The organism is Kitasatospora sp. NPDC051170 (assembly GCF_044455705.1).
Taxonomy (GTDB): Bacteria; Actinomycetota; Actinomycetes; order Streptomycetales; family Streptomycetaceae; genus Kitasatospora.
The window spans coordinates 20622-35075 of the sequence record NZ_JBITFA010000005.1; the positions used below are offsets into that span (position 1 = coordinate 20622).

11 protein-coding genes are annotated in these 14454 nt (G+C 69.9%); 7 read left to right on the forward strand and 4 right to left on the reverse strand.

Annotation, left to right across the window (positions count from 1 at the left end):
- Nucleotides 1–43: 43 nt before the first annotated feature.
- Genes yidC through rpmH form a run of 4 tightly spaced genes read right to left on the reverse strand, consistent with a single transcriptional unit; the run spans nucleotide 44 to nucleotide 2109 of the window.
- Nucleotides 44–1204: a membrane protein insertase YidC gene (gene yidC / locus ACIBCA_RS13180; RefSeq protein ID WP_396282965.1), complete on the reverse strand. Its 1161-nt coding sequence runs from the start codon at nucleotides 1202–1204 to the stop codon at nucleotides 44–46.
- 3 nt (nucleotides 1205–1207) lie between these two features.
- Nucleotides 1208–1522 (reverse strand): membrane protein insertion efficiency factor YidD, encoded by a 315-nt coding sequence (yidD, locus tag ACIBCA_RS13185; RefSeq protein WP_031067778.1) that lies wholly within the window; start codon nucleotides 1520–1522, stop codon nucleotides 1208–1210.
- Nucleotides 1519–1950 (reverse strand): ribonuclease P protein component, encoded by a 432-nt coding sequence (gene rnpA / locus ACIBCA_RS13190; RefSeq protein WP_396282966.1) that lies wholly within the window; start codon nucleotides 1948–1950, stop codon nucleotides 1519–1521. Before rnpA ends, yidD begins: the two co-directional genes overlap by 4 nt.
- Before the next feature lie 21 nt (nucleotides 1951–1971).
- Nucleotides 1972–2109: a 50S ribosomal protein L34 gene (gene rpmH, locus ACIBCA_RS13195; RefSeq protein WP_031067783.1), complete on the reverse strand. Its 138-nt coding sequence runs from the start codon at nucleotides 2107–2109 to the stop codon at nucleotides 1972–1974.
- Nucleotides 2110–2463: 354 nt separating this feature from the next.
- Between rpmH and dnaA the strand changes: the two genes are divergently transcribed.
- The 7 genes from dnaA to gyrA all read left to right on the forward strand — a co-directional run bounded on the left by dnaA (nucleotide 2464) and on the right by gyrA (nucleotide 14382).
- Nucleotides 2464–4329, forward strand: coding sequence for a chromosomal replication initiator protein DnaA (gene dnaA, locus ACIBCA_RS13200; protein WP_396282967.1), 1866 nt, complete (start codon nucleotides 2464–2466; stop codon nucleotides 4327–4329).
- 946 nt (nucleotides 4330–5275) lie between these two features.
- The gene (gene dnaN, locus ACIBCA_RS13205) at nucleotides 5276–6406 is read left to right on the forward strand and encodes a DNA polymerase III subunit beta (protein ID WP_396282968.1); all 1131 of its coding nucleotides are present in this window, start codon (nucleotides 5276–5278) and stop codon (nucleotides 6404–6406) included.
- A 233-nt stretch (nucleotides 6407–6639) separates the two neighbouring features.
- Nucleotides 6640–7515 carry a phosphogluconate dehydrogenase (NAD(+)-dependent, decarboxylating) gene (gene gnd / locus ACIBCA_RS13210; protein WP_396282969.1) on the forward strand — a complete coding sequence of 292 codons (876 nt, stop codon included), beginning with the start codon at nucleotides 6640–6642 and terminating at the stop codon, nucleotides 7513–7515.
- A 71-nt stretch (nucleotides 7516–7586) separates the two neighbouring features.
- Nucleotides 7587–8720, forward strand: a complete 1134-nt coding sequence (gene recF, locus ACIBCA_RS13215; protein WP_396282970.1) for a DNA replication/repair protein RecF — start codon at nucleotides 7587–7589, stop codon at nucleotides 8718–8720.
- Nucleotides 8721–8882: 162 nt separating this feature from the next.
- A complete protein-coding gene (locus ACIBCA_RS13220) occupies nucleotides 8883–9413 on the forward strand; it encodes a DUF721 domain-containing protein (protein ID WP_031067792.1) in 531 nt (176 codons plus the stop codon).
- 269 nt (nucleotides 9414–9682) lie between these two features.
- Complete coding sequence (gene gyrB / locus ACIBCA_RS13225) at nucleotides 9683–11704, forward strand: DNA topoisomerase (ATP-hydrolyzing) subunit B (RefSeq protein ID WP_396282971.1); 2022 nt, start codon at nucleotides 9683–9685, stop codon at nucleotides 11702–11704.
- A 56-nt stretch (nucleotides 11705–11760) separates the two neighbouring features.
- Entirely contained in the window at nucleotides 11761–14382 is a 2622-nt protein-coding gene (gene gyrA / locus ACIBCA_RS13230; RefSeq protein WP_396282972.1) for a DNA gyrase subunit A, read from the forward strand.
- Nucleotides 14383–14454 lie beyond the last annotated feature (72 nt).

The window sequence follows — 14454 nt, forward strand, 5'->3', positions numbered from 1 at the left end:
CTCTTCGGGGCTGCCGGAACGAGCCGGGGCCGGGTGGGGAGGACTACTTCCTCTTCGGCCGCTGGCCGCCGCCGCGCTTGGGCTGCTGACGGGTGCCCTGCCTGGGTCCGCCGGGCTTGGCCGCGGCCTGCTTGGCCGCCGGCTTGCTGCCCGAGTCCGCCGGGACGGCGTCCTCCACGCTCTGCTCGGCCGGGGCGGCCTCGTCGGCCTCGGCCGTCTGCGCGATGACACCCTGCTGGCGCTGGGCCTTGCTCTGCCGACGCGGCTGCTGGCGGCTCGCCCGCACCGAGTCCTCGACCGCGGCGGCCGCAGAGGCCGCGGAGGCGGCCTCGGCGAGGGTCGACTTGCTCGGGGGCAGCATGCCCCAGAGCGCGCCCTTGATCTCCGTACCGTCCGCGCGGAGCCGGCCGGCCTTCTTCAGCCGCTCCTGGCGCTCCTGGAAGGCGTGGCTGCCCGGGGTCGGGTTGTTGTGGATGACGATCAGCTGCTGGCCCATGGTCCAGACGTTGGTGGTCAGCCAGTAGACCAGGACACCGACCGGGAAGTTGATGCCCATCACGGCGAACATGATCGGGAAGACGTACATCAGCATCTTCTGCTGCTGCATGAACGGCGTCTTCACCGTGAGGTCGACGTTCTTGGTCATCAGCTGGCGCTGGGTGATGAACTGCGACAGCGACATCAGGATGATCATCACCGCGGTGACGATCTGGACGTTCAGGTTGTCGGAGCCGACGAACTTGGCCGACAGCGGCGCACCGAAGATGTGCGCCTGCTTGGCGCTCTCCAGCAGGCCCTGGTCGATGACGCCGATCTTCTTGTCGTTGGCGACCGAGGCCAGCACGCCGTAGAGGGCGGTGAAGAACGGCGCCTGCACGAGGATGGGAAGGCAGCTGGAGAACGGGTTGGTACCCGCCTCCTTGTACAGCTTCATCATCTCTTCGGACTGGCGCTGCCGGTCGCTCTTGTAGCGCTCCTGGATGGCCTTCATCTTCGGCTGGATCGCCTGCATGGCCCGGGTCGCCTTGATCTGCTTCACGAAGAGCGGGATCAGGCAGATCCGGATGACGACCACCATCGAGGCGATGGACAGACCCCAGGCCCAGCCACCGTTCGGATCGAAGACGTGGCTGTACAGCGAGTGGAACTGGACGATGATCCAGGACACCGCCGTGTAGAGGGGACTCAGAAAACCGAAGGTCACCGGTCAGACTCCTTGGGCATCGGGCTTCGCCACCGGCTCCGGCTCGGCGGTCCCGCTCTTGGGGCTCAGCAGATCGCGCAGCCGGCGGTGCCACACCGGGTGCTTGCGCGGCGGTACATGGTCCACCCCGCCGGGCGTCCACGGATTGCAGCGCAGGATGCGCCACGCGGTCAGCCCGCCGCCCTTGATCGCCCCGTGCACCCTCACGGCCTCGTAGCCGTAGTGCGAACAGGACGGGTAGTAGCGGCAGACCGGACCGAGCAGTGGGCTGATCGTCCACTGGTAGACCCTGATCAGACCCATCAGCAGGTACTTCATCGCCCTGCTCCCGTCGGCGCCGCGGCGGTGGGCTCCGGCCTCAGCAACCGCTTGAGCGCCGCGTCCAGGTCCCGTTCGAGGTCCTGGTACGAGGCGGACGCGGCCGGGGGCAGCGCACGCACCACTATCAGGCTACCGGCGGGCAGCCGGGACAGGCGATCACGGACGAGATGGCGCAACCGGCGCTTGACCAGGTTGCGGATGACCGCCGGGCCGACGGCCTTGCTCACGACGAAACCCGCACGCGCCGAAGGAGTCCCCTCGGCGACGTGCGGGCGGATGTCGCTGGTCCGGTCGGCCTGCCCCTGCCGGGGATCGCCGTCTCTGGTGAGATGGACGACCAGTAGGGGCCGGCCGGCCCGGCGACCACGTTTGACCGCGGTCGCGAAGTCCTGGCGCCGCCGCAGCCGATTCTCGGAGGGCAGCACAACAGACCCTTGGCTTGTGGATCAGGCGGACAGGGCGGCGCGGCCCTTGCCACGGCGGGCGGCCAGGATGGCGCGGCCGGCACGGGTACGCATACGCAGCCGGAAGCCGTGGGTCTTCGCGCGACGACGGTTGTTCGGCTGGAAGGTGCGCTTGCTCACTCGGGGGCTCCTGAGGTGAATCGTAGGATGACGGGGGGTCGCTTGGCCGTCACCGTGCGTCCGCGTGATCTCCCCTGGGATTCGGAAATCGGCCCATCACCCCAGTTCGGCTGGGGTTCGGGGCAATCCGCGGCGCCCGTGCTGCGCGCCCCATGGAGCGGGTGGACCCGCGGACATGCGGCAGCGGCCATCGACAACTCGACCTGGTTACGGTACGCGGGACAGCGGCCGAGGGTCAAACCAGCCCGAGCGGCCCCGTTTACCCACAGCCTGTGGACAACGACTTGATCCGTCTCTGTTCGCTGACTACCGTTGCAGGACTTGTCTGGTTTGTTCATCGGAAAGCGTGCACCAGTGGCTGAGATCAACAGCGACCTCGTCCCGGTCTGGGCGAGGGTCGTCGAGCGGCTGGTCAACGACCCGGACATCGGGGAGATGGACAAGCAGTGGGTGCAGCGCACCCAGCCGATGTGGATGATGCACGACACCGCCCTGCTGGCGACCCCGAACGAGCGGGCCAAGCAGGTGCTGGAGGGCCGGCTGCTCCCGCAGCTGACCGAGGCGCTCAGTGACGAACTGAGCCGCCCGGTGCGCATCGCCGTCATGGTCGACGCCGACGCCCAGCCCACCACCCCCTCGCCCGCCCCGCAGGCCCCCGTCGAGCCGTACCCCGGCCCGGTGGCCGAGGAGGGCCACGGCCACCACGGCGGCCCCGGGGGCTACGGCGGCCAGGGCGGCTACCAGCAGCAGTACGAGCAGGACTACGAGCGCCCCCGCTACGACACCGGCGGATACGAGCAGCGCCCCGGCCCGTACGGCGGCGGCCGGCCCGCCCAGCCCTGGCCCGGCTACCAGGAGCAGCCCGCCCCGTACCAGGAGCCCCAGGGGCCGTACCAGGAACAGCAGGGGCAGTACCTCGAGCCCGAGGAGCCCTCCCGCCCGGCGGCCCGGCCCGTCCCGAGCCCGCCCTCGACCACCCAGGGCGACCTGTTCGGCGGCGCGTACGGCCCCGGCCCGAACGAGCACCCCCGCACCGGCGCCGGCCGCCGCTCCCCGGGCTCCCGCCCCACCGGCGGGCGCCCGGCCGAGAAGTCCCCCGCCGAACGCGCCCCGGAGCGCCCCGGCGTGCCCGGGGTGCCGGCCCCGCCCGGCGCTCCCCCGGCCGGCGGCTCGCGCAAGGACGAGCCGGCCGCGCGGCTGAACCCCAAGTACCTCTTCGACACCTTCGTCATCGGCGCCAGCAACCGCTTCGCGCACGCGGCGGCGGTGGCCGTCGCCGAGGCCCCGGCCAAGGCGTACAACCCGCTCTTCATCTACGGCGAGTCCGGGCTGGGCAAGACCCACCTGCTGCACGCCATCGGGCACTACTCGCGCAGCCTCTTCCCCGGCACCCGGGTGCGGTACGTGTCCTCGGAGGAGTTCACCAACGAGTTCATCAACTCCATCCGGGACGGCAAGGCGGACACCTTCCGCCGCCGCTACCGGGACATGGACATCCTGCTCGTGGACGACGTCCAGTTCCTCGCGAGCAAGGAGTCCACGCAGGAGGAGTTCTTCCACACCTTCAACACCCTCCACAACGCGAACAAGCAGATCGTGCTCTCCTCGGACCGGCCGCCCAAGCTGCTGACCACCCTGGAGGACCGGCTGCGCAACCGCTTCGAGTGGGGCCTGATCACCGACGTCACCCCGCCGGAGCTGGAGACCCGGATCGCGATCCTCCGCAAGAAGGCGATCCAGGAGCAACTCAACGCCCCCGCCGACGTGTTGGAGTTCATCGCCTCCCGGATCACCCGCAACATCCGGGAGTTGGAGGGCGCGCTGATCCGCGTCACCGCCTTCGCCAACCTCAACAGGGCCCCCGTGGACCTGGAGTTGGCGGGGATCGTCCTCAAGGACCTGATCCCCGGCGGGGACGAGGACGCGGGCCCGGAGATCACCGCGCAGGTCATCATGCAGCAGACCGCCGCGTACTTCGGGCTTGGCGTCGACGACCTGTGCGGATCCTCGCGCAGCCGCGTCCTGGTGACGGCGCGTCAGATCGCCATGTACCTCTGCCGGGAGCTCACCGACCTGTCGCTGCCGAAGATCGGCGCGCAGTTCGGCGGCCGCGACCACACCACGGTGATGCACGCGGACCGCAAGATCCGCTCGCTGATGGCGGAGCGGCGCTCGATCTACAACCAGGTCACCGAACTCACCAACCGCATCAAGAGCTAGTCTTCGGCCACCGCGTGGCCGAAAAGGGCGTCAGGAGCGATCCTGACGCCCTTTTCCCGTATCCGGAGGCCCTCCGAAGGTGTGCACGGCGAGCGGGCGGGGCAGGGATGTCCACGACGGACGCTGCGTCGATCCACAGCCCGCGCCGAACAACTGACCGGTGATTCGAAAACCCGGGGCGCGCACGGCGGTTGTCCACAGGATCGGGGCCTTCTCCACGATCCACAGGCCACAGGCCCGGAAGTTATCCAGAATTCGTCCACAGGCCCGGCGCCGCTACGCTCTTCCGCGCAGGTCAGGTGCCTGTGTACTTGTGCACAACGGTTATCCACAGGGTGTGGACAATTGACGGGCCGCCAATCGGCCATCCGGGTTATCCACCGGTTGTCCCCAGGCGGAGGGCGGTTATCCCCAGCTTGTCCACAGTGGCGTCCACAGTTCGACAACTTTGGGGCGGTGTTCATACCCCGGTGTGAAAGGCGTCACGCAAAGTTGACCGGCCCCCGTGGATAACCGGGTCCGGATCTGGGGACAGCGCTGGGGATAACCTGTGGATACCCGGCGTGCCCTGTGGGTAACGCTCGGTCGTCCACAGCGAGGCCTGTCCGTCCACAGGCGCCATCCACATGCGGTGTGGACAAAATTCAGGCCCTGACCTGCGAAAACGGGGTTATCCACGGTTTCCACAGGCCCTACTACTACCGCTACACAGATAGAGCGAGGACTTGCTTTCAAGGTGGGTGGGCCCGAAATCTGTGGACAACCGCTCCCCGACATCTGTTCGGCTCGCTTCCGCCCGTCTGCCCCGTCTGTCGGCGGAGTACGTCAGACTGTCCTCTGCGGACTGGAAGCGGAGTGGCATCGCTCGGTGGACAGCCCAGCCGACGATCAAGATCAGACGAACCAGACTGCGAGCGGGAGCGCTCGATCCAGGAGGCGGTTACCGGTGAAGTTCCGGGTGGAGCGTGACGTCCTCGCGGAGGCGGTGGCCTGGGCTGCTCGCAGCCTCCCGGCACGGCCGCCGGTGCCGGTGCTGGCCGGCCTGCTGCTGACGGCCCAGGACGGCAGCCTGGCCCTGTCCGGCTTCGACTACGAGGTCTCGGCCCGCGTCGAGCTGGAGGCGGACATCGAGGAGGCCGGCACCGTCCTGGTCTCCGGTCGCCTGCTGAACGACATCTCCCGCAACCTCCCCAACCGCCCGGTGGAGATCTCCACCGACGGCCAGCGCGTCAGCGTGGTCTGCGGCAGCTCCCGGTTCACACTCCCCACCCTTCCTGTGGACGAGTACCCGGCCCTGCCGCAGATGCCGACCGCCACCGGCGTGGTCTCCGGTGACGTCTTCGCCTCCGCCGTCAGCCAGGCCGCCGTGGCCGCCGGCCGTGACGACACCCTGCCGGTGCTCACCGGTGTGCGCGTGGAGATCGAGGGCGAGAAGATCACCCTGGCCGCCACCGACCGGTACCGCTTCGCCGTCCGCGAGCTCCTGTGGAAGCCCGAGCAGTCGGACATCTCCGCCGTCGCCCTGGTGCCCGCCAAGACGCTGCAGGACATCGCCAAGTCCCTGGGCAGCGGCGACAACGTCTCGATCGCCCTCTCCTCGGGCGGCGCGGGCGAGGGCCTGATCGGCTTCGAGGGCGCCGGCCGCCGCACCACCACCCGGCTGCTGGAGGGCGAGTTCCCCAAGTTCCGCAGCCTCTTCCCGACGGAGTTCAGCGCCGTCGCCGCGATCCAGACCCAGCCCTTCCTGGAGGCGCTGAAGCGCGTCTCGCTGGTCGCCGAGCGCAACACCCCGGTCCGCCTCAGCTTCGAGCAGGGCGTGCTGACGCTGGAGGCCGGCTCGGGCGACGACGCCCAGGCCACCGAGCGGATCGACGCCGACCTCGAGGGCGACGACATCTCGATCGCCTTCAACCCGGGCTACCTGGAGGAGGGCCTCAAGGCCATCGACTCCCCCTTCGCCCAGCTGAGCTTCACCACCCCGACCAAGCCCGCGCTGCTCAGCGGCAAGGTGGCGGTGGACTCCGAGGAGGACAAGGCGTACCAGTACCTGATCATGCCGGTCCGCCTCTCCGGCTGACCCCGGTCCGCGGCGCCGTCCACAGGCTGTGCACACTCGCTGTGCACAGCCTGTGGACGTCTCCCCCGGTCTCTCCGGGCTCTCCCCGGGCTCTCCCCGGGCTTCCCCGGCCGCTCCCGGGCCGCTCCCGCTCGGCCCGGCTGCGACCAGCCCGTCCCGGCCGGAAGCGTAGGCTCGGGGCGTGCGGCAACGGCGCCGCCGGCAGGCACGTCACCACAGGTAAGGACTTGGTCATGGAGCTCGGCCTCATCGGTCTCGGCAAGATGGGCGGCAACATGCGCGAGCGGATTCGCCGCGCCGGCCACACCGTCATCGGCTACGACCGCAACCCCGACGTCTCCGACGTCGAGAGCCTGCAGGAACTGGTCACCAAGCTCCAGGGCCCGCGCGTGATCTGGGTGATGGTCCCGGCCGGCGCCGCCACCCAGGCGACCGTGGACGAGCTCGCCGAGCTGCTCTCCCCCGGCGACGTGGTCGTCGACGGCGGCAACTCCCGCTGGACGGACGACATCAAGCACGCCGAGGCGCTGGCCGCCAAGGGCATCGGCTTCGTCGACTGCGGTGTCTCCGGCGGTGTCTGGGGCCTGGAGAACGGCTACGCCCTGATGTACGGCGGCGACGCCGAGCACGTCGCCCGGGTCAAGCCGGTCTTCGACGCGCTCAAGCCCGAGGGCGAGTTCGGCGACGTGCACGCCGGCAGCGTCGGCGCCGGCCACTTCGCCAAGATGGTCCACAACGGCATCGAGTACGCCATGATGCAGGCGTTCGCCGAGGGCTGGGAGCTGCTGGAGGCCGCCCCCGAGGTCACCGACGTGCGCGAGGTCTTCCGTAGCTGGCAGGAGGGCACCGTCATCCGCTCCTGGCTGCTGGACCTCGCCGTCCGCGCCCTGGACGAGGACGAGCACCTGGCCAAGCTGCGCGGCTGGGCCGCCGACTCCGGCGAGGGCCGCTGGACCGTCGAGGCCGCGATCGACCACGCCGTGCCGCTGCCGGCGATCACCGCCTCGCTGTTCGCCCGCTTCGCCTCCCGCCAGGACGACTCCCCGCAGATGAAGATGATCGCCGCGCTGCGCAACCAGTTCGGCGGCCACGCGGTCGAGTCGAAGTAACCCACCGGCCCTCATCCCCATCGGGCTTCGTCCACAGCCCTGTTGATAGAAGGCGAGCGCAGTCCACAGCCATGCACGTCGCGCATCTGTCGCTCGCCGACTTCCGGTCGTACGCCCGGGCCGAGGTTCCCCTCGACCCGGGCGTGACGGCCTTCGTCGGGCCCAACGGCCAGGGCAAGACCAACCTGGTCGAGGCCATCGGCTACGTCGCCACCCTCGGCAGCCACCGGGTGGCCACCGACGCCCCGCTGATCCGGCTGGGCGCCGAGCGGGGGGTGATCCGCACCTCGGTGGTGGACCGCGGCCGCTCCACCCTGATCGAACTGGAGCTCACCCCGGGCAAGGCCAACCGGGCCCGGATCAACCGCTCCGACAACGTCCGCCCGCGCGACGTGCTGGGCCTGCTGCGCACCGTCCTGTTCGCCCCCGAGGACCTCACCCTGGTCAAGGGCGACCCGGGGGAGCGCCGGCGCTTCCTGGACGAGCTGCTGACCGCCCGCGCCCCCCGGCTGGCGGGCGTGCGCCAGGACTACGAGCGGGTGCTCAAGCAGCGCAACGCCCTGCTCAAGACCGCCGCGATGGCCCGCCGGGCCGGCGGCGGCAAGGGCGCGGACCTGTCCACCCTGGAGGTCTGGGACGGTCATCTGGCCCGCGCCGGAGCCGAGTTGACGGCCTTCCGGATCCAGCTGGTGGCCGCCCTGCAGCCGCTGGTGACGACCGCCTACGCCCGGGTCGCCCCCGGCGGCGGGGAGACGCTGCTGGAGTACCGCAGCTCCTTCGAGGGCGAACTGCCCAGCAGCCGCGAGCAGGCCGAGGAGCAGCTGCTCCAGGCCCTGCAGAGCGTGCGCAAGCAGGAGGTCGAGCGGGGGATCACCCTGGTCGGCCCGCACCGCGACGAGCTGGTGCTCAAGCTCGGCCCGCTGCCGGCCAAGGGGTACGCCAGTCACGGCGAGTCCTGGTCGTTCGCGCTGGCGCTGCGGCTGGCCTCGTACGAGCTGCTGCGCGCGGACGGCGGCGAGCCGGTGCTGATCCTGGACGACGTGTTCGCCGAGCTGGACGCCGCCCGCCGGGACCGGCTGGCCGAGTTGGTCGCGGACGGCGAGCAGGTGCTGGTCACCGCCGCCGTCGCCGAGGACGTGCCGAAGGCGCTGGCCGGCGCCCGCTTCGCCGTCGCGGACGGCGAGGTCCGCCGGGTCGACGCCTGAGCGGCCGGCGCACATTCCCCCGCACGCCCGTCGCAGCACACAGCACAGCACAGCACTACGCAGCACGACACCGCACCGGGCCCACCGCCCGTACGGGAGCGTGCGCCCTCCCGTACGCTGGATCGCTCAGCGTTGTCCACAGGCTGGGGAAAGGAGATCGCCGTGAGCGAGCCGGCGGAGACTTCCCCAGGGGCCGGGCTGACCGGTGCCGACCTCGCCCGCTCCGCCCTGCGGGCGGCCCGGGCCCAGGCGAAGCAGCGTGGTGAGCAGGTCCAGCAGAAGCGCGAGGCGAAGCGCCACGGCCTGCGCAGCGGTGCCCGCTCGGACGGCCGCGACCCCGTCCCGCTGGGGGCGGCGCTGAACCGGCTGCTGACCGAGCGGGGCTGGGAGTCCTCGGCCGCGGTCGGCGGGGTGATGGGCCGCTGGCCGCAGATCGTCGGCCCCGACATCGCCGCGCACTGCCACCCCTCCTCCTACGACGACGCCGAGGCCGTCCTCACCGTGCAGTGCGACTCCACCGCGTGGGCCACTCAACTGCGCTGGCTGGCCCGGCAGTTGGTGGCCCGTCTGAACCACGAGCTGGGCCACGGCACCGTCAGGACCATCAAGGTGCTCGGCCCGGCCGCGCCCGTACGCGGCTACGGCCGGCTGCGCGCTCCGGGGAGCAAGGGGCCGGGCGACACCTGGGGCTGACCGGGGCCGGCCCGCGGTCCGGTGGCGACCCCAGCCGGATGGAGATCTTCCGGAACCCCTGACAGCCCTTTCAAGCGCTCTGGGCCCCCCGGTCGAGTATCGGGACTCGTCCCGAGGGGATTCAGGGCGGCGTATCTGCCTTCAAGGGCTGCCAAACGCCCATCTCTGTCAGTCCTACCGGTAGACTGAAGAGCAAACACTGTTGCCAGTGGCAACCGAGTCGAAACGCCGTGGTCGCACGCTCGCCCGCAGGGGTGGGTATGCGGCCCGTGCTGTGCCAGAGAGGGCGCTTCGTGGCCGATTCCGGCAACCCCAGCCAGACCCCAGACCAGACCGACCAGGGCGAGAAGTCCTACAACGCCAGCAACATCCAGGTGCTGGAGGGCCTCGACGCCGTCCGCAAGCGTCCCGGCATGTACATCGGCTCGACCGGTGAGCGTGGCCTGCACCACCTGGTGCAGGAGGTCGTGGACAACTCCGTCGACGAGGCCATGGCCGGGCACGCGGACACCATCGACGTCACGATCCTGCCCGACGGCGGCGTGCGGGTGACCGACAACGGCCGCGGCATCCCGGTCGGCATCGTCCCCGGGCAGGAGAAGCCGGCCGTCGAGGTCGTGCTCACCGTGCTGCACGCGGGCGGCAAGTTCGGCGGCGGCGGGTACGCGGTCTCCGGCGGTCTGCACGGCGTCGGCGTCTCGGTCGTGAACGCGCTCTCCACCCGGCTCGCGGTGGAGATCCACACCGAGGGCCACATCTGGACCCAGGAGTACAAGATGGGCGCGCCGACCGCCGCCCTGGTCAAGGGCGCCGAGACGGACCGCACCGGCACCACGGTGACCTTCTGGGCCGACGGCGACATCTTCGAGACCACCGTCTACTCCTTCGAGACGCTCTCCCGGCGCTTCCAGGAGATGGCCTTCCTCAACAAGGGCCTGTCGATCTCGCTGACCGACGAGCGCCCCGAGCACGTGGACGAGGAGGGCAAGCCGCTCTCCGTCACGTACAAGTACGACGGCGGCATCGCCGACTTCGTCGCCCACCTCAACTCCCGCAAGGGCGACGTGATCCACCCCTCGGTCATCGACTTCGAGGCGGAGGACAAGGACAAGGCGATCTCGGTGGAGATCGCGATGCAGTGGAACTCCTCATACACCGAGGGGGTCTACAGCTTCGCCAACACCATCCACACCCACGGCGGCGGCACCCACGAGGAGGGCTTCCGCGCGGCCCTGACCGGTCTGGTCAACCGCTACGCGCGCGACAAGAAGCTGCTCCGCGAGAAGGACGACAACCTCTCCGGCGAGGACATCCGCGAGGGCCTGACCGCGATCATCTCGGTCAAGCTCGGCGAGCCGCAGTTCGAGGGCCAGACCAAGGACAAGCTGGGCAACACCGAGGCCAAGACCTTCGTCCAGAAGGTCGTCCACGAGCAGCTCAACGACTGGCTGGACCGCAACCCCAACGAGGCCGCGGACATCATCCGCAAGTCCATCCAGGCCGCCACCGCGCGCGTCGCCGCCCGCAAGGCCCGCGACCTGACGCGCCGCAAGGGCCTGCTGGAGTCCGCCTCGCTGCCGGGCAAGCTCTCCGACTGCCAGTCCAAGGACCCCTCCGAGTGCGAGATCTTCATCGTCGAGGGTGACTCCGCGGGCGGCTCGGCCAAGCAGGGCCGCGACCCGCGCACCCAGGCCATCCTGCCGATCCGCGGCAAGATCCTGAACGTCGAGAAGGCCCGGATCGACAGGGTGCTGCAGAACACCGAGGTCCAGGCGCTGATCTCGGCCTTCGGCTGCGGCATCCAGGAGGACTACGACGAGTCCAAGCTGCGCTACCACAAGATCGTCCTGATGGCCGACGCCGACGTCGACGGACAGCACATCCGCACCCTGCTGCTGACCCTGCTGTTCCGCTTCATGCGGCCGCTGGTCGAGTCGGGGTACGTCTACCTCGCCATGCCCCCGCTGTACAAGATCAAGTGGGGCAAGGACGACTTCGAGTACGCCTACTCCGACCGCGAGCGCGACGCCATCATCGCCGCCGGTGTCGAGGCCGGCCGCCGACTGCCCAAGGACGACGCGATCCAGCGCTTCAAGGGTCTCGGCGAGATGAACGCCGAGGAGCTCCGGGTCACCACCATGGACGCCGAGCACCGGCTGCTGCTCCAGGTCACCCTGGAGGACGCCGCCCGCGCCGACGAGCTGTTCTCCGTGCTGATGGGCGAGGACGTCGAGGCCCGCCGCTCCTTCATCCAGCGCAACGCCAAGGACGTCCGCTTCCTGGACGTGTGACGCCTGCGAACCAGGCCCCGCACGTACCAGTCCGCGTGAAAGGAAACTGACCACCAGTGGTCGACGACAACCGTCCCGAAGGCGAACAGCCCGAGACCCCCGACGCCGCCGAGGGCACCGCCCTGGCGACCCAGCGGATCGAGCCGGTCGAGCTCGAGACCGAGATGCAGCGCTCGTACCTCGACTACGCGATGAGCGTGATCGTCAGCCGGGCGCTCCCCGAGGTCCGCGACGGCCTCAAGCCGGTGCACCGCCGCGTGCTCTACGCGATGTACGACGGCGGATACCGGCCCGAGAAGGGCTACTACAAGTGCGCCCGCGTCGTCGGCGACGTCATGGGCAACTACCACCCGCACGGTGACACCTCGATCTACGACACCGTGGTCCGCCTGGCCCAGCCGTGGTCGCTGCGGATGCCGCTGGTGGACGGCAACGGCAACTTCGGCTCCCCGGGCAACGACCCGGCCGCGGCCATGCGCTACACCGAGTGCAAGCTGATGCCGCTGGCCATGGAGATGATGCGCGACATCGACGAGGAGACCGTCGACTTCGCGCCCAACTACGACGGCCGCTCGCAGGAGCCGACCGTCCTCCCGGCCCGCATCCCCAACCTGCTGGTCAACGGTGCCACCGGCATCGCGGTCGGCATGGCCACCAACATCCCGCCGCACAACCTGCGCGAGGTGGCGTCCGGAGCGCTCTGGTACCTGGAGAACCCGGAGGCCTCCGCCGAGGAGCTGCTGGAGGCCCTGATCGAGCGGATCAAGGGCCCCGACTTCCCCACCGGCGCGCTGATCGTCGGCCGCCGCGGCATCGACGACTACTACCGCACCGGCCGCGGCTCGGTCACCATGCGCGCCGTCGTCGAGGTCGAGGAGATCCAGGGCCGGCAGTGCCTGGTGATCACCGAGCTGCCGTACCAGGTCAACCCGGACAACCTCGCGCTGAAGATCGCCGACCTGGTCAAGGACGGCAAGATCGCCGGCATCGCCGACGTCCGGGACGAGTCCTCCTCCCGCACCGGCACCCGCCTGGTGGTCGTGCTCAAGCGCGACGCGGTCGCCAAGGTCGTGCTCAACAACCTGTACAAGCACACCGAGCTGCAGACCAACTTCGGTGCCAACATGCTGGCCCTGGTCGACGGCGTGCCGCGCACCCTGTCGCTGGACTCCTTCATCCGGCACTGGGTCAACCACCAGGTCGAGGTCATCGTCCGGCGCACCACCTTCCGGCTGCGCAAGGCCGAGGAGCGCGCCCACATCCTGCGCGCCCTGCTCAAGGCCCTGGACCTGATCGACGAGGTCATCGCGCTGATCCGGGCCTCGGCCAGCGCCGACGCCGCCCGCACCGGCCTGATGGGCCTGCTCGACATCGACGAGCTCCAGGCCAACGCGATCCTGGAGATGCAGCTGCGCCGCCTGGCCGCCCTGGAGCGCCAGCGGATCATGGACGAGCACGACGAGCTGCAGCGCAAGATCGACGAGTACAACGCGATCCTCGCCTCGCCGACCCGTCAGCGGGAGATCATCTCCGAGGAGCTCGCCGCGATCGTCGAGAAGTACGGCGACGAGCGCCGCTCGACCCTCATCCCCTCGGACGGCGACCTCTCCATCGAGGACCTCATCGCCGAGGAAGACATCGTCGTCACGATCACCCGTGGCGGCTACGTCAAGCGGACCCGCTCCGACCTGTACCGCTCGCAGAAGCGCGGCGGCAAGGGCGTGCGCGGCGCCCAGCTCAAGCAGGACGACATCGTCGACCACTTCTTCGTGACGACGACCCACAACTGGATCCTGTTCTTCACCAACAAGGGCCGGGTCTACCGCGCCAAGGGCTACGAGCTGCCGGACGCCGGCCGCGACGCCCGCGGCCAGCACGTGGCCAACCTCCTGGCCTTCCAGCCGGAGGAGCACATCACCCAGGTGATGGCCGTGCGCACCTACGAGGACAAGCCGTACCTGGTCCTCGCCACCCGGGCCGGTCTGGTGAAGAAGTCCGCGCTCAAGGACTACGACTCCCCGCGCTCCGGCGGCCTGATCGCGATCAACCTGCGCCAGGACGAGGAGGGCCGGGACGACGAGCTGATCGGCGCCGAGCTGGTCTCCTCCGAGGACGATCTGCTGCTGGTCTCCAAGAAGGCCCAGTCGATCCGCTTCACCGCGACCGACGACGCGCTGCGCCCGACCGGCCGCGCCACCTCCGGCGTCAAGGGCATGGCCTTCCGCGAGGAGGACGAACTGCTCTCGATGAACGTCGTCCGTCCGGGTACGTACGTCTTCACCGCCACGGACGGCGGCTACGCCAAGCGGACCGCGGTGGACGAGTACCGTGTCCAGGGGCGCGGCGGCTACGGCACCAAGGCGGCGAAGATCGTCGAGGGCCGGGGCTCGCTGGTCGGCGCGCTCGTGGTCGACGACAGCGACGAGATCATGGCGATCACCCTCTCGGGTGGGGTGATCCGCACGAGGGTTTCCGAGGTTCGTGAAACCGGACGTGACACCATGGGCGTCCAACTGATCAACCTCGGAAAGCGCGATGCGGTCGTCGGTATGGCCCGCAACGCCGAGGCCGAGGACGAGGAGACGGCGGAGGACGAGGGTTCGGACATCGAATCCACCGAGTCCACCGAGACGGCCGAGGGTACGGGTACGACGGTCGGCGGCGACGCCGAGGTCTGAGCCGGACCTCGAACCGGTGGCGCCGCGTCGGGGAACACCCGACGCGGCGGCGCCGGTTCGCCGACCAGTTCC